This window comes from Vibrio proteolyticus NBRC 13287 (assembly GCF_000467125.1).
Classification (GTDB): Bacteria; Pseudomonadota; Gammaproteobacteria; order Enterobacterales; family Vibrionaceae; genus Vibrio; species Vibrio proteolyticus.
Genome location: NZ_BATJ01000008.1, coordinates 1 through 22,275 on the forward strand (window position 1 = coordinate 1; position 22,275 = coordinate 22,275).

31 protein-coding genes and 1 pseudogene are annotated in these 22,275 nt (G+C 41.8%); 31 read left to right on the forward strand and 1 reads right to left on the reverse strand.

Features of this window, described 5'->3' with window-relative positions; translation table 11 throughout:
• The first annotated feature begins 26 nt into the window (after positions 1 to 26).
• The 27 genes and pseudogenes from ybiA to VPR01S_RS11050 all read left to right on the forward strand — a co-directional run bounded on the left by ybiA (position 27) and on the right by VPR01S_RS11050 (position 19,721).
• The gene (gene ybiA / locus VPR01S_RS10910; RefSeq protein WP_021705392.1) at positions 27 to 584 is read left to right on the forward strand and encodes a riboflavin biosynthesis intermediates N-glycosidase; all 558 of its coding nucleotides are present in this window, start codon (positions 27 to 29) and stop codon (positions 582 to 584) included.
• Positions 585 to 1,266: 682 nt separating this feature from the next.
• On the forward strand, positions 1,267 to 1,959 hold the full coding sequence (locus VPR01S_RS10915; RefSeq protein WP_021705393.1) for a hypothetical protein: 693 nt from the start codon (positions 1,267 to 1,269) through the stop codon (positions 1,957 to 1,959).
• Between the two features lie 109 nt (positions 1,960 to 2,068).
• A complete protein-coding gene (locus VPR01S_RS10920) occupies positions 2,069 to 2,833 on the forward strand; it encodes an FRG domain-containing protein (protein ID WP_021705394.1) in 765 nt (254 codons plus the stop codon).
• 147 nt (positions 2,834 to 2,980) lie between these two features.
• The gene (locus VPR01S_RS10925; protein WP_021705395.1) at positions 2,981 to 3,418 is read left to right on the forward strand and encodes a hypothetical protein; all 438 of its coding nucleotides are present in this window, start codon (positions 2,981 to 2,983) and stop codon (positions 3,416 to 3,418) included.
• Between the two features lie 135 nt (positions 3,419 to 3,553).
• The gene (locus VPR01S_RS10930) at positions 3,554 to 4,039 is read left to right on the forward strand and encodes a GNAT family N-acetyltransferase (protein ID WP_021705396.1); all 486 of its coding nucleotides are present in this window, start codon (positions 3,554 to 3,556) and stop codon (positions 4,037 to 4,039) included.
• Positions 4,040 to 4,727: 688 nt separating this feature from the next.
• Positions 4,728 to 5,387, forward strand: coding sequence for a hypothetical protein (locus VPR01S_RS22660; protein WP_021705397.1), 660 nt, complete (start codon positions 4,728 to 4,730; stop codon positions 5,385 to 5,387).
• 139 nt (positions 5,388 to 5,526) lie between these two features.
• On the forward strand, positions 5,527 to 5,985 hold the full coding sequence (locus tag VPR01S_RS10945; protein ID WP_021705398.1) for a hypothetical protein: 459 nt from the start codon (positions 5,527 to 5,529) through the stop codon (positions 5,983 to 5,985).
• Between the two features lie 155 nt (positions 5,986 to 6,140).
• The gene (locus VPR01S_RS10950) at positions 6,141 to 6,395 is read left to right on the forward strand and encodes a hypothetical protein (RefSeq protein ID WP_021705399.1); all 255 of its coding nucleotides are present in this window, start codon (positions 6,141 to 6,143) and stop codon (positions 6,393 to 6,395) included.
• 134 nt (positions 6,396 to 6,529) lie between these two features.
• Positions 6,530 to 6,874 carry a hypothetical protein gene (locus VPR01S_RS10955; RefSeq protein ID WP_021705400.1) on the forward strand — a complete coding sequence of 115 codons (345 nt, stop codon included), beginning with the start codon at positions 6,530 to 6,532 and terminating at the stop codon, positions 6,872 to 6,874.
• Between the two features lie 139 nt (positions 6,875 to 7,013).
• A complete protein-coding gene (locus VPR01S_RS10960; protein ID WP_021705401.1) occupies positions 7,014 to 7,586 on the forward strand; it encodes a TRADD-N-associated membrane domain-containing protein in 573 nt (190 codons plus the stop codon).
• Between the two features lie 143 nt (positions 7,587 to 7,729).
• Entirely contained in the window at positions 7,730 to 8,593 is an 864-nt protein-coding gene (locus VPR01S_RS10965; RefSeq protein ID WP_040902594.1) for a hypothetical protein, read from the forward strand.
• Between the two features lie 197 nt (positions 8,594 to 8,790).
• Positions 8,791 to 9,072, forward strand: coding sequence for a type II toxin-antitoxin system Phd/YefM family antitoxin (locus VPR01S_RS10970; RefSeq protein ID WP_000086647.1), 282 nt, complete (start codon positions 8,791 to 8,793; stop codon positions 9,070 to 9,072).
• On the forward strand, positions 9,069 to 9,356 hold the full coding sequence (locus VPR01S_RS10975) for a type II toxin-antitoxin system RelE/ParE family toxin (protein ID WP_010377835.1): 288 nt from the start codon (positions 9,069 to 9,071) through the stop codon (positions 9,354 to 9,356). The genes VPR01S_RS10970 and VPR01S_RS10975 overlap by 4 nt, the downstream gene beginning before the upstream one ends.
• 150 nt (positions 9,357 to 9,506) lie before the next feature.
• Positions 9,507 to 9,911: a DUF1801 domain-containing protein gene (locus VPR01S_RS10980; RefSeq protein WP_021705403.1), complete on the forward strand. Its 405-nt coding sequence runs from the start codon at positions 9,507 to 9,509 to the stop codon at positions 9,909 to 9,911.
• Between the two features lie 151 nt (positions 9,912 to 10,062).
• Positions 10,063 to 10,476: a hypothetical protein gene (locus tag VPR01S_RS10985; protein WP_021705404.1), complete on the forward strand. Its 414-nt coding sequence runs from the start codon at positions 10,063 to 10,065 to the stop codon at positions 10,474 to 10,476.
• A gap of 752 nt (positions 10,477 to 11,228) precedes the next feature.
• Positions 11,229 to 11,486 carry a type II toxin-antitoxin system Phd/YefM family antitoxin gene (locus VPR01S_RS10990; protein WP_005448240.1) on the forward strand — a complete coding sequence of 86 codons (258 nt, stop codon included), beginning with the start codon at positions 11,229 to 11,231 and terminating at the stop codon, positions 11,484 to 11,486.
• Entirely contained in the window at positions 11,474 to 11,776 is a 303-nt protein-coding gene (locus tag VPR01S_RS10995) for a type II toxin-antitoxin system RelE/ParE family toxin (protein ID WP_021705405.1), read from the forward strand. The genes VPR01S_RS10990 and VPR01S_RS10995 overlap by 13 nt, the downstream gene beginning before the upstream one ends.
• Before the next feature lie 154 nt (positions 11,777 to 11,930).
• Positions 11,931 to 12,404 carry an HAD family hydrolase gene (locus tag VPR01S_RS11000; protein ID WP_021705406.1) on the forward strand — a complete coding sequence of 158 codons (474 nt, stop codon included), beginning with the start codon at positions 11,931 to 11,933 and terminating at the stop codon, positions 12,402 to 12,404.
• A 133-nt stretch (positions 12,405 to 12,537) separates the two neighbouring features.
• Entirely contained in the window at positions 12,538 to 13,119 is a 582-nt protein-coding gene (locus VPR01S_RS11005) for a hypothetical protein (protein ID WP_156008726.1), read from the forward strand.
• A gap of 243 nt (positions 13,120 to 13,362) precedes the next feature.
• The gene (locus tag VPR01S_RS11010) at positions 13,363 to 14,121 is read left to right on the forward strand and encodes an isocitrate lyase/PEP mutase family protein (protein WP_021705408.1); all 759 of its coding nucleotides are present in this window, start codon (positions 13,363 to 13,365) and stop codon (positions 14,119 to 14,121) included.
• Positions 14,122 to 14,282: 161 nt separating this feature from the next.
• The gene (locus VPR01S_RS11015; protein WP_021705409.1) at positions 14,283 to 14,729 is read left to right on the forward strand and encodes a GNAT family N-acetyltransferase; all 447 of its coding nucleotides are present in this window, start codon (positions 14,283 to 14,285) and stop codon (positions 14,727 to 14,729) included.
• 143 nt (positions 14,730 to 14,872) lie between these two features.
• The gene (locus VPR01S_RS11020) at positions 14,873 to 15,721 is read left to right on the forward strand and encodes a PDDEXK family nuclease (protein ID WP_021705410.1); all 849 of its coding nucleotides are present in this window, start codon (positions 14,873 to 14,875) and stop codon (positions 15,719 to 15,721) included.
• 155 nt (positions 15,722 to 15,876) lie between these two features.
• Positions 15,877 to 16,302: pseudogene (locus VPR01S_RS11025) on the forward strand (N-acetyltransferase).
• Positions 16,303 to 16,503: 201 nt separating this feature from the next.
• Positions 16,504 to 16,893 (forward strand): hypothetical protein, encoded by a 390-nt coding sequence (locus VPR01S_RS11030; protein WP_021705411.1) that lies wholly within the window; start codon positions 16,504 to 16,506, stop codon positions 16,891 to 16,893.
• Between the two features lie 63 nt (positions 16,894 to 16,956).
• Complete coding sequence (locus VPR01S_RS11035; protein WP_021705412.1) at positions 16,957 to 17,733, forward strand: IS256 family transposase; 777 nt, start codon at positions 16,957 to 16,959, stop codon at positions 17,731 to 17,733.
• Positions 17,734 to 18,520: 787 nt separating this feature from the next.
• Positions 18,521 to 19,180 carry an MBL fold metallo-hydrolase gene (locus VPR01S_RS11045; RefSeq protein ID WP_021705414.1) on the forward strand — a complete coding sequence of 220 codons (660 nt, stop codon included), beginning with the start codon at positions 18,521 to 18,523 and terminating at the stop codon, positions 19,178 to 19,180.
• 328 nt (positions 19,181 to 19,508) lie between these two features.
• Positions 19,509 to 19,721, forward strand: coding sequence for a hypothetical protein (locus tag VPR01S_RS11050; RefSeq protein ID WP_021705415.1), 213 nt, complete (start codon positions 19,509 to 19,511; stop codon positions 19,719 to 19,721).
• A gap of 110 nt (positions 19,722 to 19,831) precedes the next feature.
• Here VPR01S_RS11050 and VPR01S_RS11055 read toward each other — a convergent pair whose 3' ends face one another.
• Positions 19,832 to 20,062 (reverse strand): PAS factor family protein, encoded by a 231-nt coding sequence (locus VPR01S_RS11055; RefSeq protein ID WP_021705416.1) that lies wholly within the window; start codon positions 20,060 to 20,062, stop codon positions 19,832 to 19,834.
• A 385-nt stretch (positions 20,063 to 20,447) separates the two neighbouring features.
• On the opposite strand from VPR01S_RS11055, the gene VPR01S_RS11060 reads away from it, so the two are divergent.
• From VPR01S_RS11060 to VPR01S_RS11075, 4 genes are all read left to right on the forward strand, one after another.
• A complete protein-coding gene (locus VPR01S_RS11060) occupies positions 20,448 to 20,867 on the forward strand; it encodes a lysozyme inhibitor LprI family protein (RefSeq protein WP_040902647.1) in 420 nt (139 codons plus the stop codon).
• Between the two features lie 34 nt (positions 20,868 to 20,901).
• Positions 20,902 to 21,324 (forward strand): VOC family protein, encoded by a 423-nt coding sequence (locus VPR01S_RS11065; protein WP_021705418.1) that lies wholly within the window; start codon positions 20,902 to 20,904, stop codon positions 21,322 to 21,324.
• Positions 21,325 to 21,453: 129 nt separating this feature from the next.
• Complete coding sequence (locus VPR01S_RS11070) at positions 21,454 to 21,732, forward strand: PepSY domain-containing protein (protein WP_021705419.1); 279 nt, start codon at positions 21,454 to 21,456, stop codon at positions 21,730 to 21,732.
• Complete coding sequence (locus VPR01S_RS11075) at positions 21,725 to 22,225, forward strand: cytochrome b/b6 domain-containing protein (RefSeq protein ID WP_021705420.1); 501 nt, start codon at positions 21,725 to 21,727, stop codon at positions 22,223 to 22,225. The genes VPR01S_RS11070 and VPR01S_RS11075 overlap by 8 nt, the downstream gene beginning before the upstream one ends.
• Positions 22,226 to 22,275: the final 50 nt, after the last annotated feature.

Here is a 22,275-nt window from a genome sequence, read left to right on the forward strand (position 1 = left end):
GCGACTAAAAAATCAGGATTTGAAGTTTGAAAATTAGATCTAAAGAACAGCTTCAGGAATACGTAAATAAAGGCAAAAAAATTAAGTATGTATTCTTTTGGGGTCATCAAGAACAAGGCGGTACTGTATCCAAATCTTGCTTTAGTCAGTGGTATGAATCCACTTTTAGTGAGAACGGCATTGAGTACATGACTGCTGAACACTATATGATGGCAGAGAAAGCTAAACTGTTCGGTGATAATGAGACCTATCAAAAGATAATCAAAGCCACTAACCCAGGGGAAGCAAAGTCTCTTGGGCGTGACGTTCAAGGTTTTGATGAATCAAAGTGGGGTGAGAATCGGTTTCAAATTGTTGTATCTGGCAATGTATTGAAGTTTTCCCAAAATCAGAAGTTGCGTGAATTCCTTCTTAATACAAGTAATAGAGTTCTGGTAGAGGCTAGCCCAGTAGATAAAATATGGGGTATCGGGCTGGCAGTGGACAATCAGAAAGCTGAAAACCCCAACTTGTGGAAAGGACAAAACCTTTTGGGTTTTGCACTAATGGAGGTTAGAGATATCCTCCGAGAGTCAGTCGCATAACAAAGCGTTTAAGACGGACTCTCAACGCTTTGCACTTTTAGTTCAAATTGGGTTCGGTGTTTAGGGTGTAATTATTAGGCTAGGTGGTCGCGTTGTTCGCCACTTAACGCGGCGTTAGTACGGGATTGTTATCAAAGGTCAAAATTTAGGTGTTTATCGGTTTTGTTTCCCAGCTTTACACCTGAACGGACGTGCCTTTCACGTTCTTTCCGGTGGCACTATATGCGGAGTTTCCGCTTTGACCTTAACGTTTACGGCCTCTAACTTTTTGGCTATTTCGTGGGCGCGGCTTCTCTTGTGTGGTTGGTTTTTGCCTTAAATTCGGTTCTTTGGTGTGGTTGTCAAAGTTCGGTGACCGAATCCTTTGCTAATTTGAAACTGGTCAAAATAGGTTAGTTTGGCGTGTTTTTCTTCTAGCCAACTTGCGTTTTGAGGCTAAGTTCTAGTTTCGCAGTTGTCCCTTTAGCTTCAGCGTTTTAATCCACAATTTTCGTGTTATATTTCAATATCTTAGTTCAAACCCAAAGGTTTAGGAACAGCGTACTAACAAACAATTTAAGAGTGATTCGGCACGCTTGGCATTTTTGGTATGCGTTGGTTTTAGTGGTTAAGGTGGTATGCGGAAGCATCGGTATTGCGCGCCTCACACCTTAATTGGGCGTTAGCTTTTACGAGGATTTAAATGAAACCTAAATTAGGTGTCTACATTAAGAAGCAAGCCGACGATGGTTGCATAATTGAAGAATATTACGATCCCAAGAAAGGCAGGTACAACAAGTACTACTACGGTAAAAAGCGTGCACCACAGGTGAAACTAACGGATAAAATTAGTCAGCAATTTGCGGCTTACACGTTAATTGAAAAAGATCTTCGTAGTGTAATATTTTGGCTGGAACAAATTTCATTGATGAAGCCTAATGTGCTTGATCGAACGACTGACCCGATGAAGATGAATCTAATTAAGGGGTTATTTGTTGCAGCCTTAACATTTTATGCAAAGTGTTTTACTTCGTGCGAGGGACGAAAAGTCAAATTAGAAAGTAAGCATGTACCCGATGACCTTTTAAAAGTTCACGAAGATATTATGAAACTAAGGCATAACTTTGCAGCCCATAGTGGAGCTGAGAACTTTGAAGAAGTACAGGTTAGCCTTGTTCTACATCCGAATAAATCGAAAGATATTAAGCCTCAGTTGTTTACAGAACTCGCACAACCAGACTTCATTGGTGACAGTGAGCTCCCATTTTTAGAATTAGCCCACCAACTTCAAAAGGTGGTCTGGAATAAACGAAAACAGGTAGGAGACGTTGTTATGCAAAGGGTCGTGAGAGCTGAAAGCAAAAGTTATTGGTACAAGAAAGCGAAACAAAGCTAACAAAGCATTTAAGAGTGATTCGCAACGCTTGGCGCTTTCGCTTCGCTCAAGTATAGCCAAGCGTCGCTCACACCTTAATGCGGCGTTAGGGCTTTATTGGAGGTAAGATTTGCGTGAGTTTAAAGTTTCATCAGTGTCCGAGTATGTCTCCCACATAGAGAAGTTGGCAGGCTACGGTAACTTTTGGTTTCGTGGTGTAGCTCGAACAAAACAAACCCCACAACCAGGAATTGTATGGCGAGACATTTATGATGACGAAGGGAGTCTAGAGCACAATTTTTTAGTCGGGTATAAAGCCTATTCGGATAATAGTAACCTCAACTCGTGGGAGATATTTGCTCTGATGCAGCATCATGGTTTACCAACGAGGTTGTTGGATTGGTCAGAGTCTGCATTGGTTGCACTCTTTTTCGCACTGACTTCCGAACCAAGTTTTAATGGTTATCGTAGTGTTTGGGTCTTAGACCCATTTGCTCTAAACCACAAGACTTTAGGACACCGTAAAATTTACTGCCCTTCAGTTATGGAAGACAGAAATATCAGTGAAATAAACCTAGATAGCTATTTGCCTCCAAATCTTAGCCCCGCGAACTCTGGTGCGACTCCAAAGCAGGCAATCGCTATTCAGTCGAGCCAGCATATTAAACGAGTATCCTCTCAGAAAGGTTGTTTTACGGTCCATGGAACAAGCCCTGAGCATATTGGCACCTACTTTTCAGAACCTGAAGACTTTCACATGATTAAAATTGATGCTCGAACTAAAGAAAAGCGGAAAGAAATGTTAAGCGTTTTGGAAACTATGGGTATAGATGAAGAGTTTATATTTCAAGACTTGGATTCCTTATGTGACAAAATCAAAAGAGTTTGGGCGTAAGCAAGAGCCCTAACAAAGCGTTTAAGGCAGATTCGCAACACTCGGCATTTTTGGTTTGAATCAGCTTTAGTGGTTACGGCACAATGGATTAGGTTCGGTGGTAGCGTTGCTCACTACTTAACGCGGCGTTATGTACTTAGGGGTAATATGGAAACTTTTTTAGCATCAATATTGGGCTCTGTTTCGACGTTGACCATCTTTGGCATCGTCGGGTTCTTGTGTAAAAACTGGTTGTTGGAGCGCCTAAAAGCTTCGATTAAGCATGAGTATGATCTTAAGCTAGCAGAAGTCGAACATCAGCGAGAAATGCGTTTAAAAGGTGAAGTTGTTGCCGAATTGCTAGCTCAGTGGCTAAGAGCTGAAAAAGAGTTAGATTATTACCAGCTTAACAAGTTGGCTTTCCAAGCTTTTGTGTGGCTTCCGGAGGACTTAGCGAAAGATTTATCCGAATCTCTAGCACACAAGCTTGGCTCTGATGATGTTCGCGCGTTAGTTAAAAAAGTACGTAGTCATTTGCAAGGTTCAGTGGATGGATTTGAGCAAAGCAAGGTAATAGTATTTCAAGACCCGAAAGCACGTACATAACAATCTGTTTAAGAGTGATTCGCAACGCTTGGCATTTTAGCTATGCGTTGTGATTTGTGTTTAAGGTGGTATGCGGGAGCTTAGGTATTGCGTTGCTCACACCTTAACAGGGCGTTATGTTCTAGGAGGAATTTCATGATTAGGGAAATCACAAAAGCCGATTTTGAGTCGTTTTGGCCAACATTTTTGGCGGTAATTCAGGCACAAGAAACTTATGCCTTTGACCCAAATATGACGCTAGAACAAGCCTTCGCTTTATGGTGTGAATCTCCCCTGAAAGCTTTTGTTTTCGTAGAAAATGACGTTGTACTGGGCTCTTACTACATCAAGCCAAATGCAATGGGGCCAAGTAGCCATATATGTAATTGTGGATACATGGTTTCTAGCGAAGCTAGAGGTAAGGGCATTGCACGCCTTATGTGTGAACATTCTCAGGAAACAGCTCTAAGACTTGGCTTTGATGCGATGCAATTTAACAGCGTGGTCTCTACCAATGAAGTTGCGGTGAAGCTTTGGGAGAAGCTAGGGTTTCAAATCATAGGTACAATTCCCAAGGCATATAAGCATGCTCATCTAGGGTTAGTTGATAGCCACGTCATGTACAAATGGCTACGAACATAACAAGCAATTTAAGAGGGATTCCCAACGCTTGGCATTTTTGTTTCTACTTCAATTTTAGTGATTACGGTACAATGCGTTAGGTTGGGTGGTAGCGTTGCTCACCCCTTAATTGGGCGTTAGTACGGGATTGGCATCAAAGGTCAAAATTTAGGTGTTTATCGGTTTCGTTTCCAAGCTTTATACCTGAACTGGCGTGCCTTTCACGTTCTTTCCGGTGGCACTATATGCGGAGTTTCCGCTTTGACTTCACCGTTTACGGCTTCTAACTTTTGGGCTATTTCGTGAGCGCGGCTTCTCATGTGTGGTTGGTTTTTGCCTTAAATTCGGTTCTTTGGTGTGGTTGTCAAAGCTCGGTGTCCGGATCCTTTGCTAACTTGAAACTGGTTAAAATAGGGTAGTTTGGCGTGCTTTTCTTCTAGCTAACTTGCGTTTTGAGGTTGAGTTCTAGTTTCGCAGTTGTCCCTTTAGCTTCAGCGTTTTCAGCCAACAGTTTCGTGCTATATTTCAATATCTTGGTGCAAACCAAAAGGTTTAGGAACAGCGTACTAACAAACAATTTAAGAGTGATTCGGCACGCGTGGCATTTTTGGTATGCGTTGGTTTTAGTGGTTAAGGTGGTATGCGGAAGCATTGGTATTGCGTGCCTCACACCTTAATTGGGCGTTAGGGAATAATAGATATAGGTAGTATGGATAATCAAGAAATCAGAAAAAAAGTAAAAGATTACTTTCTCAAGGCATGTAGTCGACTAAATAGGACTAGATACGCACAAGAAAGTGCATATGTTGATGCACTAATTGGTCGATTAGATGGTGTGCTAGATTTTGGCGATGGTAATGGCTTTATAGAATTTACATCCACCATTGTTGCAGACAGGGGAGCTGGTTGCGCCGAGAGTTTATACGGTGCAGATTTTTCAATTGTGTTTCAGAGTGAAAATGTAAGCGAACCAATCCACAAAGCTATTTTATCCCAAGCGAAAAATGGAACTGTGGAAGGGTTACCGAAGAATGAGGTAACCAGACTCGGTGATCAATGTAAAAAGATGGCGCGCTTTACGAATCACTATATCGTGCTAGAAGCACCTGATGAAGACGGTGCTATACCAACGATAAGGATTGGTACTCCATTCTCTAAATCGTGGGGGAAAAATAGAATAGGGCTTGATGACTATTTTCTTGATTTGGTTTTGTCTTGTAAGCATGGAGATAAACGAAAGGATTTTGTTGGAGCAGTGACTAACAGTAAATTAGCTGGGCTTACTGTTGATGTTAACGGTATTGAGTATACTCCAACACCTAAGCCTAGAAAGAAAAATAAGAGAAATCCGGGGAACTCTTTGGGGTAAAGCCCTAACAATCTGTTTAAGAGTGATTCGCAACGCTTGGCATTTTTGCTATGCGTTGCGTTTTGTGTTTAAGGTGGTATTCGGGAACTTTGGTATTGCGTTGCTCACACCTTAACAGGGCGTTATAAGAATAGGCACTATGAGTGAATTTGAAAAAATAATATATACAGCGGCAGCAACCATAATCGGTGGGCTTTTAATACATGCGATGTCTCAATTGGTTCAAAAACTGTTTATAGAACCTTGTCATCAATATAGGCAATTAAATTCAAGGGCTATCTCTTCGCTAAGTTTTCATTCAAATATGTTGAACGCGAAGCTAAGAGTTGATGACAATGAAGAGTACCGTCAACGATACTATGATGGACAAGATGAACTTCGTAAGCTAATGGCGGACATGAAGGCTCAATATATAACGATTTCCCCTTTATGGCTTGCAGTTGCCCTCAGACTAGTACCATCAAGGTCAACTCATAGAAAAGTAGTTAGGAATTTGCTGACGTTGTCGTTCTTTGGCTCTCTTTCTAGTCCTAGTGATGAGCGAACTCCTTACGAATTAGCAAAGGAAACTGTCAAGCTAATGGGCTCTGAGTTCTAATTCTTATAACAATAAATTTAAGAGTGATTCACAACGCTTGGCGCTCTCACTTCAGGTCAGTTTAGTGTTTATGGCACAATGCTTTAGCTAAGGTGTCAGAGTTGTTCACACCTTAAGTTGGCGTTATGCGATACGACTTACAAAAAGGAATTGAAGTGAAGTTTATAGAATTAGATGTTAAGAATGCTTTGATATTTCATGGCTATGATTCTGAGAACAAACCAATCGAAGAGCGTACCATGGAAGAATCATTTATGCGGAAACTGATTTGTATTGTTCGGATTCGTTCAGTTACTGAACAATATTTATTGGTCACTGGCCCTGATGGGCGGGAAATGTATTGGGAATATAAAGGGATACTTGATGAGGTTAAGGTAAAACTTCAAAGTGTCGATGTTTCAATCGCATAACAAACTGTTTAAGAGGGATTCGCAACGCGTGGCATTTTTACTATGCGTTGGCTTTAGTGCTTAAGGTGGTATGCGGCGACTTCGGTATTGCGTTGCTCACCCCTTAACAGGGCGTTATAAACAAGGAGAAATAAGTGATCCACCCTGACGAAGAAGAGCATTTAGCAGAAGCTTACTTTACATATGTAAACGATGTGATTGGACTATTTGCAATCGCTTTAGCCGCTACATCATTACAATTTGAACAACCAGCCCCATTTGCAAGATTGTTTTTGATAATAATTACATTACACATTGTGTCAAAGCAAAAAATGTTCAGGATATACGCAGCTCGTTACTTCTCTAGGCACAAAGGATTATGGGGCAGTCTTTACCTAATGTGGAAGCAAAAAATTTATGTATTTGCTTTCGTCAGCTTAGCATTAATTGCGTTAGGAGAAATAACAAAGCACGACATATACCGCTGGCTAAGTTTATAACAAAGCGTTTAAGAGCGATTCCGCAACGCGTGCCAGTTTCGCTTCGCTCACAGTATGGCACGCATTACGTCACGCCTTAACGCGGCGTTAGTACGGGTTTGACATCAAAGGTCATAAGTTTTGGTGTTTATCTGTAATTGTGCCCAGGTTTACACCTGAACATTCGTGCCTTTCACGTTCTTTCCGGTGGCACCTTGCTATATCAGGTTTTGCTGTAGTTGTCTACCAAACCGCTGAAGACCAAACTAGAAACCGTGAAAAGTACATAGAAGTTGAAGAAAGAGCTAAAAGCAATCCCAATGAAACGCAGGCTAGCTGGGATCTTGCTCGAATCAAACTTGAGTCATACATTGATCGAAATTTAACGCAGGTTCGATCAATTTATATTCTTACCCTAATTGTAATGTTAGCGGGTTTCTCTCTTATTGGTTTCGGTGTTTATACGGTATTAGTGGAACCCAATGATTTGTATGCAGGTGTAATATCATCCGTATCGGGTGTATTGGTTAATTTCTTAGGCGCAACATTTCTGGTTATCTATAAATCCACTATGGAACAAGCATCAAGTTATGTAGCTATGCTTGAGAGAATTAATGCAGTGGGTATGAGTGTGCAAGTGTTGGATAAGCTAGAGACTACAGATCAGTCGCTAAAAGATAAGTCTATAGCTGACTTATCGCAACAATTATTGAAACTTTATCAAAAGGCATAACAAACAATTTAAGAGGGATTCCCCACGCTTGGCATTTTTGGTTTGGGTCAAGTTCAGTGTTTACGGCGCTGAAATTGAGTACTGTGGTAGCGTGGCTCCCCCCTTAATTGGGCGTTATACCGTTTTTGGGGTTAGGAGGGCATTTGGGTATTTTTAATAATCGAGAGTTAGCTACAGCTACTCTTGTCATTGTTGTCTTCATTTGGGCTTCCATAAAAAGTAAGGAGGTTCTACCGGCTATAGAGTTAGTCCTAAAATCCTTTTGCCAAAAAGCCATACTGATAACAACTGGCACTCTGCTTTTATATATTTTAATTGTCGTATATTTACTTTATAGCATTGATGTTTGGAATGCAGGGCAACTTAAAAATACGATACTGTGGTTTGTGTTTATTGGCTTTGTTCAGCTTATGAATACGACTAAGATCACCGAACCCAAAGAGTACTTGAAAGCATCGTTAAATTCTCAGGTTAGGCTGATTGTACTAATTGAGTTCCTAGTAGCGTTTCATTCTTACGGCTTTATAACTGAATTATTTCTAGTAACGACAGCTACACTATTTGCATGTTGTAGTGCTTTTTCCAAAGGTAAACCCGAGTATAAGCAAGCACAAAAAATATCGGACTATATTTTAGCGATAATGGGAACTTTGATTTTCATCGACTCAATCTTAAATATATATAACGAGCCAGGGAAGTTCATCAGTGTTGATACATTCCGAGATTTCTTGGTTCCGATGTTGCTGTCGGTATCTTTACTACCATATGTGTATGTATTTTATTATCTTTTGGCTTACGAGAGAGCGTTTGTTATAACTCATATCTATACTGACTCTAAACAACTTCAACGGTACGCAAAAATACGCTCATTTGTTGCCTTCAAAGGGAAGCCTAGCCTTATCCATAAGTGGCTGATCTACTCTTGCATTCCAGAGTTTGAGTCAAAAAAAACGATCCGAACTTCAATAGATAAATTTAAAGAGAAGCAGCGTGAATCAACGGTATAACAAACTGTTTAAGAGTGATTCGCAACGCGTGGCATTTTCACTATGCGTTGCGTTTAATGTTTAAGGTGGTATGCGGAAGCTTCAGCATTGCGTTGCTCACCCCTTAACTGGGCGTTATAACACAGAATCAACTCCTTGCCTAAAACGGTTAGTTGAACTATTATTTGTACGTTATTTTGTACTAATTGGAGTTTAATATGAGTCGTATTCATTTCGATCAAGATATTCAGCCGTTATCTGAATTTCGTGCAGGTGTAGCTTCTTACATCAAACAAATCAATGAGACTCGCCGTCCATTGGTCATCACACAGCGTGGTAAAGGTGTTGCTGTTGTTCTCGATGTTGCAGAGTATGAAGCAATGCAAGAGAAGATCGAGTTACTGGAAGAGATGCGCACAGCTGAAGCTCAATTAGCTTCAGGCCTTGGTGTTTCAAATGATGATGCTCGTGCTCAAGTATTGGGGCGCATTAAGAAATGAAAGTAGTTTGGTCTCCATTAGCGCTTCAGAAGCTAGGCGATGCAGCGGAATTTATTTCTTTGGATAATCCACCTGCAGCAGAAAAGTGGGTAAACGAAGTTTTTGACAAAACTGAACTACTTGGAAGTATGCCTGAAATGGGGCGCTTTGTTCCTGAAATGCCCAATACTAACTATCGTGAAATCATTTTTGGTCACTATCGTATTATCTATAGCTTAAGCCATGAGATCCGCGTATTGACAGTTCGTAATTGTCGTCAAATGTTGTCGGAAGACGACGTGTAAAACTGTGTTATAACAAAGCGTTCAAGACGGATTCACAACGCTTGGCATTTTCGGTTTAATCCAGCTTAAGTGTTTACGGCACAATAGTTTAGGTAGGGTGGCAGGCGTTGTTCACCACTTAACGCAGCGTTATGTGAATAGGAGGTTCCAGTGAACAAGGTAGTCAAAGAACGCTTCGATGAATATCCGGAAAATGCTCGTGTTAGGCTAGAGGAGCTACGAAATCTAGTCTTTCAAATCGCATCTGATTTGGAGCTGGGTGAAGTCGATGAAACTCTAAAGTGGGGTGAACCTAGCTATAGTGTAAAAACAGGCAGCCCGCTAAGAATGGACTGGAAGCTAAAATCTCCTAACAACTATTATCTGTTCTTTAATTGCCAAACTAAGTTAGTCGATACATTTCGAGAATTGTATGGTGAAGAACTGGCGTTTCAGGGAAACAGAGCAATCGTTCTGTCCATATCGCAAGTGTTGCCAGAAACAGCAATCAAGTCCTGTTTAGAGTTGGCTTTAACCTATCAGCAGCGTAAAAATTTGCCTCTTTTGGGCGCGTGAAAAAATTCACATAACAAAGCGTTCAAGAGGGATTCCCAACGCTCGGCATTTTGGGTTTGATTCAGCTTGAGTGATTACGGCACAATGGTTTAGGTTGGGTGGCATCGCGTTGTTCACCCCTTAACGCGGCGTTATACAAATGGAGTCAATTTTGAAATTAGAGAATAGAAGTCAACTCATGGAATATTTGGGTGCAGAGCAAAGAAATACAGTATGGAGTTGGTGTGCGATAAATGAAGCTGAAAAGAAAGTATATCTAAGCGTCTGGACAGACTTCAAAATCAAAGTTAACGGCAGAATGGCATATATACTGCAAGAGCCAGATTGGGGTGTAAATGAAGCTGGCCACTTTTCGGCTGCACGAAATGATCATGATGAAAAATTTAAGAAAATATTCTTAGACGAGTATGAGCCATACGGCTATTTTGTGGAGGTCAAAGACAAAAATGCGGTCCCTAGAGAGATATTATATACGAAAACATCGTTTATATTTTCTCTAGAGTTGGAGTTGCTAGAATCCGGTGTGATAATTGGCTATCCAAAGCAGCGAATCGAAATAAAATAATATTTGTATAACAAAGCATTTAAGAGTGATTCGCAACGCTTGGCAGTTTCGCTTCGCTCAAGTATAGCCAAGCATCGCTCACACCTTAATGCGGCTTTATGTTTCACTTTGATTTACAAGAAATAAAAGGTTTTCTGGCGCTTATTTCTTTGGCCTATTTGGCAATTCGTTCGAGTTGTCTCAGCAATTCAATATTGTCTGCCCAAGTTCATGAACCCATCAAAATAATCACGCTTCAAAGTTCGTGGGTTGCTTCAATTCGAAGTCGCGTCTGAGCGTTGAAAATTGGGTTGGCTTAAAATCGCTTCGGTTATGTTTCCCAATTAGCATATCGGCAGCGGGGCTTTCGGCAATTCGAGTTTTGTTTTTCGCTGTTTTGAAAGGGATGCCGTCATTCGCTGAAAATCATCAAAGTTGCCTCAATCAAATTTCTGGGAATTACGCGATTTGTATTTATCGCTTTTGTCGGATTATTCCACAACGTCGTGTGACGCAAGTTAAACAATTCTTTATGCAATAGAGTTCTTTGCCATGTGAGAGAGTCAGTTGTGGTAAAACATAACAAAGTGTTTAAGAGGGATTCGTCAACGCGTGGCGCTTTCACTTCAAATCGATTTAAGTGATTAAGGTGGTCATATCCGCTATGGCGGCAGCGTTGCCTCACCCCTTAACACGGCGTTAGCCGTCATGAAGCTTGCTATACTCAAAGTGATAGAATAGTATCACTTTAGTATTCCTTTGGAGCAGCTCTCATGAAAGTAGAACTAGTTACATCACTCAAACGTCAAGCAACAAAGATCCTTGCTGATCTCCACGACACTAAAGAACCAGTGTTAATTACTGAACATGGTAAGCCATCGGCATATCTGGTTGATGTTGATGATTACGAGTTTATGCAAAATCGTTTGGCGATTCTGGAGGGGATTGCACGAGGTGAACGTGCATTAGCTGACGGTAAAGTGGTGAGTCACGATGAAGCCAAGGACAAAATGTCAAAATGGCTGAAATAATCTGGACTGAGCCAGCGCTATCCGACCTCAATGATATCGCTGAATACATCGCACTTGAAAATATCGTAGCTGCAAAACAATTGGTTCAAACGATCTTTTCTAAAGTCGAGCGCTTAGAGGCTTTCCCTGAATCGGGTCGCATTCCGCCTGAACTAGAACATCTAAGTTATCGTGAAGTTGTAGTTAATCCGTGCCGTGTTTTCTATAAACGAGACGGCGACAAAGTATTTATTCTGTTTGTTATGCGTGCTGAGAGAGACTTGCGTAAGTTCCTATTGAGCAAGCAATAACCTTTGGGAGTGAGCGGCTAACAAACTGTTTAAGAGTGATTCGCAACGCGTGGCATTTTTACTATGCGTTGCGTTTAGTGTTTAAGGTGGTATGCGGCAGTATCTGTATTGCGTTGCTCACCCCTTAACAGGGCGTTATGTGCAAGGAGGCAAAATGAGCAAAGTGTACTTATCCGATTGGGGCGATACACTAATGATCGATTTCTCAGATCAAACAGGGAAAATGTGTGATTGGGAAAATATCCAAGCTGTAAACGGTGCGCGTCAAACCTTAGAAGCACTGTCTAAACAACATCAAATCTATGTCGCTATTAATGCCGCTGACTCAACAGAAAGTGATATAAAATTGGCTTTCGAGCAAGTGGGTTTATCTCCTTTTATCTCAGGCTACTTTTGCAAAGCTAACCTTGGTATCGACAAAGGTGCTCCGGAATTCTTCAATCGAATTATCGACACTTTAAACGTAGAGCCTAAATCGGTGGTTATGGTCGGTGACTCATACGACAAAGATATTGACCCAGCAGTCACAGCCGGCATCCAAGCTATTTGGTTTAATCCTATGGGTAAGGTTGCTCAGGGAAGTCATGAAGTAAAAGAAATCAGGAAGTTGTCGGAACTTTGCACATAACAAAGCGTTTAAGGCAGATTCGCAACGCGTGGCATTTTTTGTTTTGGTTGAGTTTTGTGTTTACGTGCCATGGATTAGGTTAGGGTGGTAGTGTTGCTCACTACTTAACGCGGCGTTAGCTGCACAGAGAGATATGATGCAAATTGAAGAGTTAGCTGAAATTCTATACGAAGACCTAAATGGCCAAATAACATCTATCGAACAAGGTGAAGTTCTTAAAATTCAATTTGAATGTGACGATTGGGTTGAAAATGATTTTATCCGAAGGTTCGAGATAAACTGTATTGATGTTGAGGAATCGGAAATCAATGTATCTGAGTCAGGAAATTTAGACTTTTATAATGTGCATCCACTACTACTGAAATATAACGAACCTCAAGGTCAGCTTTACTATTCATCTGTAGCAGTAAACAAGTATGAAGTGTTGGGAAGGATTTATGAGGCTCACGAATCTGTTTTAAATGGCTGGAGGCCTTTAAGCGAATACCTACATACTTCCTACGCAGGTGAACGTATAGCATTTTGTGAAGGTTCTTACGGCTTGTTAGCGTTCGGGCCTAAATCGTTGCTTAATGCTTATGCAGAGTCAATAAAAGACCTTATTACAACCAATTACGTGTTTTCTTTCAATCCAAAGAGCTCCTTCAAAGTCTTGGTTCTTGAACATGGTTATGTCATTTGCAAGTCTGTAGAAGTGGTAGAAATGTACAGCTAACAAAGCGTTTAAGAGGGGCTCCCAACGCTTAGCGGTTTTGATTTCAAGTTTGGCTTAGGTGTTAATGGCACAATGCTCAAGTTGGGTGGCATAGCGTTGTCGCCCCTTAACGCGGCGTTATGTGACAGCGAGTTGTGAATCAATATTTGTTATTCAGTTCCGGAATTGGCGAGTTCTATCATATGTCAATTGCTAGCATCGGTCTGAAATTATTAGTTCCAAATCTATATAGGAGTTTCAGACATGTTTAAGAGTATGCATAGAGCGGAAGAACCACTAGTTATTTGTAATGTTTGGGATGTGCCTAGTGCGAAGGTCGCAGAGAAAGTAGGTTTTTTAGCTATCGGTACTTCTAGTGCTGCAATTGCGAGTAATCTTGGAAAAGATGATGGAGAGAACATTGAGTTCAATGATTTATTGTCAATTGTAAAAGCAATTGGTAGCTCAACTAATCTGCCTTTGACAGTTGATATTGAATCAGGTTTTGGAGATACACCAGAACTCATAGTGAAGAATATTATCGAATTGGTGAAAGTCGGTGTCGTTGGCATAAACATAGAAGATAGTATTGTAATAGAAGGTCAAAGACAGCTATGTGATGTTGCACTATTTGAGAAAACGCTAAAGCAAGTTAGGGGCTTACTCGCGGAAGCTGATATTGAAGTATTCATTAATGTCCGGAGCGATGCATTCTTGCTAAATGTTAGGGAACCTCTAGCTGAGAGTATTGAGAGAATTAATAGGTACCAACAATCTGGCGCTGATGGAATTTTTCTACCATGTATTAGAGAAGTTAATGATATTGAAATTGTTGTAGCAAGCACGTCGCTACCAATAAATGTAATGTGTATTCCTGAATTACCTAGTTTTCCAGAACTTAAAGCTCTGGGCGTCAAACGTATAAGCATGGGGAATTTCGTGCATGAGGCAATGCTTGCCTCACTGTCCTCTAGCTTGATGTCTATTAAACGAGAACAGTCGTTTCAAACTTTGTTTTTATAGTATCGTAGGTGTTATAGCTGTCACCTAACAATCTGTTTAAGAGTGATTCGAAACGCTTGGCATTTTTGCTATGCGTTGCGTTTAGTGTTTAAGGTGGTATGCGGTGGCTTAGGTATTGCGTTGCTCACACCTTAACAGGGCGTTATGTGCTCGGAGGAAATATGGAAATTCAGAAAGTCCAAAAAGCGGACTTGGACGCAGTAAAAAGGCTTGTTTCAGAGGTTTCGGCCAAGGATGTGCTTCCACTGCTTAATGCACAAGGAAAGAAAGAGTATAAGGACAGAGTTCTACCTGACCTAGCGACTACTTTCGATGATGAGAAGTTTTCAGCAATTAAGGCTGTATCGAGTGGGGAAATACTTGGTTTTGCTGCTTTGCGTGATGGGAACTATTTAACCCACTTGTTTATTGCTAATTCTCAACAGGGTTCAGGTTTAGGTCGTATGCTATTGAATCATTTGCTTAATCAGACAGACGCTTGTGAGGTTAGTCTACGCTCATCGGTGAATGCTGTTGGGTTCTACAATCGCCATGGTTTCGTCGCAACAGGCGAAGAAGCAGAGTTCAACGGAATTCGTTTCGTGCCAATGTCTTTAGTACGCACATAACAAACAATTTAAGCAGATTCGCAACGCTTGGCATTTTTGGTCCGAATCGGCTTAAGTGTATACGACACAATGGTTTAAGTGTGATGGCAGCGTTGCTCACTACTTAATTGGGCGTTAGGCAACTAAGGAAGGGATATCCATTTATGGCGAAAGCAGTTTACCCAGAAGAGCATATTGGGAAAGCTCTTTATGAGCTTGTGAATCATGAGCAACTTATTGAACAGGCTAAAATAGCGGAAGAAATATTATCAAATATTCCGGAAGTTTTTGTCCCGAGAATTCAATATAAGAGTAATGGTTATAAAAACACGTGTTGGTATGTCGCTTTTAAATCACACCCTGATGTGTGGGTAGCAAACTTTACCATTATCCCTAGTAGTCTGAATATCGAGTTACGCTACCCTCGTTTTTTTGATCTGACAGATAAGCACAAACAGCAATACCGTGTTGGATTTCAGAATAACCTCCCTATGTTTAAGTTCAAAAATATGGGGATGTCCAATACTTTAAAATTATTGAAGGAATATCTAGGCGCTATTCGTAGTGCAGTTTCGAAAGGTGAGCATATGACGCCAAGCCGTTCTTCCGCTGAATATACTATCTGCTCAGACCTCAGAAAGATTTTCCCAAAATACAAAATTAGGCACGGAGAAAGGCCAATTAAGCACACTAGCGGATCGTGGCTGGAGCTTGATATACAGATTCTAGAGTTGAAATTAGCAATAGAGGTTCAAGGACCGACGCATTTCCGTGAAACAGATATCTATGGTAACTATGAGGAAGTAAGGGAAAGAGATAACTTTAAGAAACAGTGGTGTGCTGACAACGGAATTTTGCTAATTCACCTTAACTGGGATGCGTACATGAGGACACTTCATCGTATGGCTGCGAACCAAAGGAGGAAGGCTCTTAAAGAACTAGTGTATGACGCTACTGCATCTCAGCAAAGTTGCTACGATATAGCACATGAAATGTTGAAAAAGTATGCCTAACAAAGCGTTTAAGGCGGATTCGCAACGCTTGGCAATTTTGGTTTGAATCAGCTTTAGTGTTTACGGCACAATGGTTTAGGTTAGGTGGTTTGCGTCGCTCACTACTTAACGCGGCGTTATGTTGCCCCGATAAATTGACAATCTAGAGTTCTAAAATGATAAGAAAGTACAATTCAAATGACTTAGATTCAGTCCTTAAAATCTGGCTTGAAGCATCTGTTAAAGCTCATGATTTTGTCTCGGCTGACTTTTGGGAGTCTCAAGTTGAGAGCATGCGTAATGTTTATATCCCAGCGTCAGAAGTTTTCGTATACGAAATCGAGTCGAAAATAGTCGGCTTTTATGCGTTGTATGAAAACAACTTGGCAGCTATATTCGTGTTTCCTGCATTTCAGGGGCAAGGTATCGGTAAGCAATTGTAAAGTCATGCTAAAGCACAAAGAGCGATATTGAGCCTTTCCGTATATAAGGAAAATCAGGCTAGTTATCAGTTCTATCTGTCTCAAGGCTTTACAGTCGTCAGTGAGCAATGTGACGAGCATACGGGACACCCAGAGTACACAATGAGTTCGGGCACATAACAAGGCGTTTAAGAGGGATTCTCAACGCTTGGCAGTTTTGGTTCAAAGTTCAGCTTTTATGTTTATGGCACAATGGTTTAAGTTGGGCGGCATCGCGTTGTTCACCCCTTAACGCGGCGTTAGGCGCCAACGAATAATCGAGGACTAATGATTGATTAAGCAACATGAAAGTATGATCCATCCAGATAGCAATACTAAGCTATGGAGATATATGGATTTTACAAAGTTATTGTACTTGTTGAAAAGCGAACTCTTGTATTTCCAAATGCAAACTCTTTTGAAGACCCTTACGAGGGAACTTGGCCACAAGCTAGCTTTGACATTTTAACCAAAGAAGGGCGCTTTCCTGAAGATACGGTGGGGCAACTAATTTCCGGGCTCCAAAACCTGAAGAAAGAAATGTTCATTAGCTGTTGGTATATGAGCGAACATGAATCAGCTGCTATGTGGGATTTATATTTAAGTAGTAAAGAAGGTGTCGCGATTCAAACTAATACCGATACACTTTGTAGTGAATTAAATAATTCAGATATTGACATTTATGTAAGCAAAGTTAGTTATTTAGACTACGATAAACAACCTGTACCTTGAGACTGTCCTGATTTCTGTGTAATTGTCTAAGCTTAAGCCTTAAAAAGGCTAAGGATAGACAACATGGATAAGAAAGCACTTGAAGCGTTTGCTCGTGAAGCTGCCAAATCCATCAAGACAGAGTCCGATCTTGATGACTTCCGCAAAATGTTAACCAAGGTGACCGTCGAAACCGCGCTCAATGCTGAGCTTGATGAGCACCTTGGCTACGAAAAGCACGCGACTAAACCCAGCTCAAACTCCCGTAATGGCTACTCATCTAAGTCGATTATCACTGATGATGGCGAGGTTCCTATTGATGTGCCGCGCGACCGAGATGCGAGCTTTGAACCCAAGTTGGTTCGTAAGCACCAGACTCGATTCCAGTCCATGGATGACAAGATCTTAAGCCTGTACGCTAAAGGAATGACAACCAGGGAAATCGTCGCCACGTTCAAAGAAATGTACGACGCCGATGTCTCGCCCACGTTGATATCTAAAGTCACGGACGCTGTTCTGGAGCAAGTTATCGAGTGGCAGTCTCGTCCTCTGGACGCCAAGTACCCTCAAATTAGCCGCTCTTGGACAGCCCATTGGGATAACCTCAATACCTTGTTTAATTACCCTGAGGACATCAGGAGAGCGATCTACACGACCAACGCCATCGAGTCTTTGAACAGTGTGATTAGAAAAGCCATCAAAAAACGTAAGCTGTTCCCAACGGATGAATCGGCAAGGAAAGTGATCTTCTTAGCGATCCAGGATGCTTCCAAGAAGTGGACGATGCCCATCAGAAACTGGCGACAAGCCCTGAACCGCTTTATGATTATGTTCGAAGGTAGACTTACAGATTATATGTAACCAAGACAGTTACACAGAATTATTTATAGGCTCATTCGCAACGCGTGGCATTTTCACTATGCGTTGGTTTAAGCGTTTAAGAGGGATTCTTAATGCTTGGTGGTTTTGGTCCAAAGTTTAGTTTTTTGTTTATGGAACAAGGATTTAAGTTGGGTTCTGTAGCGTTGTTACCCCTTAACGCAGCGTTATGTGCTAATGGATTAACATGCAGTTTCGATTCAAATCTGAAGATATTTTTTGTACCTGTTGTTGCGTATGACGTTGAGGGGAAACCTTGGTGGCGTTTCTGGTAAAACGTACATAACAACGCGTTTAAGATAGATCCCCAACGCCTGGCATTTTTGCGTTGGCTTTTGTGTTTACGGCACAATCGTTGAGGTTCAGTGACAGCGTTGCTCACCTCTTAATACGCGTTATATGTCCTTTTTTGAATAACTAATAAAATTATAATAAATGTAACTTTCGATGCATATGTTCATACTTTCGTTCACTAAACTTTCAGTGTCTGTATGAGTACAGGTCTGAGTTTACTAGGTTTAACAAACCAGAAGGAACACATAGATGAGAGTATTGATTATATTGCTGGCTACATTTTTATTTGTGTGTCTCCCCCTGTTGGCTGTATTCACTAGAGCTGATGGGGAAGCGCGACCTAAACTTCAACATGCCAACATATTCAAGAGAGAGTTATAGAACTTGGTATTTTCGTCAGATGTTGTAATCACAGCGCATTGGTCTGGGTTTGCTGGTATTGAATGAACGACGCCTGAATAGTTAGGGGAATTACATGAAAAAGCTTATCGTTGCTGTTGTTTTTATCATTTCGATTAAAGCATTGGCGGGCGTAAAGGCTCCAGAAATGAGTGATGAAAATGGATATGTTGAGCCTTTCAAAATGTTTGACAATGTGTACTACGTTGGCGATCGGTGGGTTTCGTCGTATGTTGTCGAGACATCATCTGGCTTGGTCATCATAGACTCGCTCGATTTTCCATACAGCAAGTGGATACCCATCAACCTCAAAAAAATGGGGTTAGAGGGAAAGCCAGTCACTCACATCTTAGTCACTCACGGGCATTCCGATCATGTAGGAGGCGCGGAGTATCTCCAGTCTCTATATGGCGCCAGTGTGATTATGACTAAAAAAGCACTTGAGTTGGCTATAGAGCAAGCTGATAAAAGTCGCGGCGAGCACAAGTTCCTGCCCCCTGAAGTACAATGGTTTGCCCAAGACCGATCCAGTATTGTGCTCGGAGATACTCAGTTTACCGTCTATATTACGCCAGGCCATACAGAGGGCGATTTGTCCATAGACTTCATGGTGAAAGATAATGGCCAATTGTATCGTGCGTTTGTCGTGGGGGGGCATGGAGTCAATTTTCAAGACCCTCACCTCATGAAGACGTTTTTTTGCGAGTATGGCCCGAATCAGGAAGTTGGCCGCTGAAGAGCCGTCAGTCGTAGTTAATCTGGCAAATCATCCGCACAAAAATAACTTGTTTGCCAATCGAGACAGGAAAACTACGACCAGCGCATTGAACCCGTTTATTGATGAAGACAGTTTTTTTCGGTTTATACAGCAGCAAGTCAAGCTCGCAACGGAAAAACTGAATGAGGCATCTGATATGATCGCTTCAGAAAATTAACAAGTCGACAAAACCAAACGCGGACTAAGGTATACCCGATATCTATCCGCTAAATCGTTGGAACCCAGTTTTTGAATATCATGAAACTTGGAAGCTGTATCGTAATACCGAAGAGCAGAGGGAACATAGATGGAGTTTACAATCACTCGAATAACCACACACATAGGTATCTTCAAGTTGGCTGGTGTCCTTTCTGGTCACAATGATGAGGTTACTATTCACTATTCTAGTGTTGAGTTTATGGGGACGGATGGTTGGGTTGCCATTAATAGTGAGTCAACCGCAGGTTTATCCATCTTGAAAGCCATCGAAGGGGATGTGATTCGACATTTAACCCATTAGCACCTGCACTTATCGATGCTGGATACTATTTTAGTGCGATGCGGCAGATTGCGTGCAGATCAAAAACGGCCCGTTAAAAGTAGTGGGCCGTGTCAGTGATAGCAAGCGAATCAATATTCAGGAGTTTCCAACAGTTTAATCGCACTATCCACGGCATTGTTAATACTTTGGCTACTTTCCAGCTTACCCGAACTTGCCGGTCCGAGAGCACAGGCGTATAAGGCCAATTGTTTATCGAAAGGCAAATCCAACTGCTCGTAAAGATTTTGTCGGATTTGTGCGTGCTGTTCTGGTTCTTGGCTTGTCAGGCGAATCAAAGTTTCGTAAATCAAAGTTTTCATGTTATTTCCTTTTTATTGTACTTAATGCATATCGATTGTATCTGTTTTAGATTGGCAGATCGCGAGCAACAATCACATAACAAAACCTTGATACTTGGCTTTCTATCCAAAGTGTCATGGCATGATGAGATTTGCTCTCTTGTCTGCGTATGTTGGGAAAATAACGTTGGATGAGTAAGGCGAGCGCTGGTGGAGGTTTTCCGTTATTGCTATAGAGCGTAAATTTGGAAGCGTTTTGAGAAGGCTAATGATGATAGTGCAGCGGAGGTGCATTCGTGAGCGAAATGTATTTATCATTGGTGACGTTGGACACTGAAGGAAGCGTTGCGCCACGCCTGTTAGTATGACACCGTGTGGGGATGAAGAACCGGAACTTGTGAACAATATGAAGATGAAATACGGGGCCGTGTTGCTGTCGTCATTGCTGACTACATCAGTATTGGCTACCTCAGGTGAGATCGACTGTGCCAAGGCGGCAACAAATTATGAGGTGAACCATTGTGCATCGATTGAGCTTGAACAGGCACAGGAAGAGTTACAACGTTATCTCAAAACCAGCTTGGACCTCAATCAAGATGACAGAGAGTTGTCTCAGGCTATCTTAAATGCGCAGCAGAGTTGGGAGCAATATTACGAGGCTCATTGCCAGGCAATCCTCACCAAATGGCGAGAGGGTACGATTCGAACAACCATGGTATTGACGTGTAAAACACAGCTGACCAAACTGCGTACCCATGAACTCTGGGCGAGTTTTCTGACTTATGTCGACAACACATCGCCAGAACTGCCTGAACCACAAATGTGATGCGGCCAACTTTTTAGACCTTGGAATATATAGAATGAAACAATCAATTGTTCATATCGCACTAGTTGTTCGGGACTATGATGAGGCGTTAGATTTTTACATCAACAAACTTAAGTTTGAGCTGATAGAAGATACGTATCAACCAGAGCAAGATAAGCGTTGGGTGGTGGTGTCACCGCCAGGCTCTCAAGGTGCGACGCTGTTGCTGGCTAAAGCATCCAAACCAGAGCAGCTTTCATATATCGGTAACCAGTCCGGCGGACGGGTATTTCTGTTTCTCAATACCGATGACTTCTGGCGCGATTATAATCGCATGGTGGCAGACGGTATCGAATTTGTTCGCGATCCTCAGCAGCAAGAGTACGGCATGGTCGCCGTGTTTCGCGATCTGTATGGCAACTTATGGGATTTGTTGCAGTTAAACGATAGTCATCCTATTTTGGCCAGAACACAATAAAATCAAGTCATCTACATTAAGTTGGCCTCCATGCGGAGGCCTTTCTTTTATTATTTCGGCGTCTTAAGGGAATATTAAGTTTTGTTCATTAGCATCAGGTTGAATAATTCAACGACAAGGAACGATCTAATGAAGCGAATCACTCTTGGCTTGGCTTTCTGTATTTTATTTGGCAGTTCATCGGTAGCGTTGGCTGACCCAACCTGTACAGCGCAGCCAGAGGTACAGTGGCTCTCCATCGAAGATGCTAAATTGAAAGTAGAAGAAATGGGGTACCGAATTAAAGAGTTTAAGAAGACCGGTACGGGTTGCTACGAGTTGTATGGTTACACTGCCAAAGACAAGCGGATAGAGATTTATTTCGACCCGACCAATATGAACAAAGTAAAGGTCGAGATGGATGACTGAGCCGTTTAAATGGGATTGGGTCGTGAAAGCGACCCATTGGACTTCTGCAATACTTTTTATGGCGAATTTCTTTGTTCTTGAAAAGGGTGGTCAGTGGCACGAATGGGCGGGTTATCTCATCTTGATCAGTGTGATCGTCCGTTTGATATGGGGGATGCTCACGGCATCGCCGGCGCGTTTAAGCCACTTTGCTCCCAATCCAGCAAAGGCTGTCCGTCATTTGATGGATGTATATCTGTTTCGTCAAGACAAACATAATGGACATAATCCCGCTGGCGCCATCATGGTCTGGGTATTGTGGAGCTTGCTGATCGCGACCGCTAGCTCGGGGTGGGGGATGGAAACGGACTATTTTTGGGGTTCTGACTGGTTAGAAGAGGTACATGAAACCTTAGCGAATCTGACGATGGTTGCTGTTGCCATTCATGTGGCTGCTGTCATTCTCATGACCAAGCTGACCAGAAAAGCGTACCTAAGGTCAATGTTACCTTGATGACAGGCAACATTGACTCCTCTACTGAGCCCAACTGAAATCAATGCTTG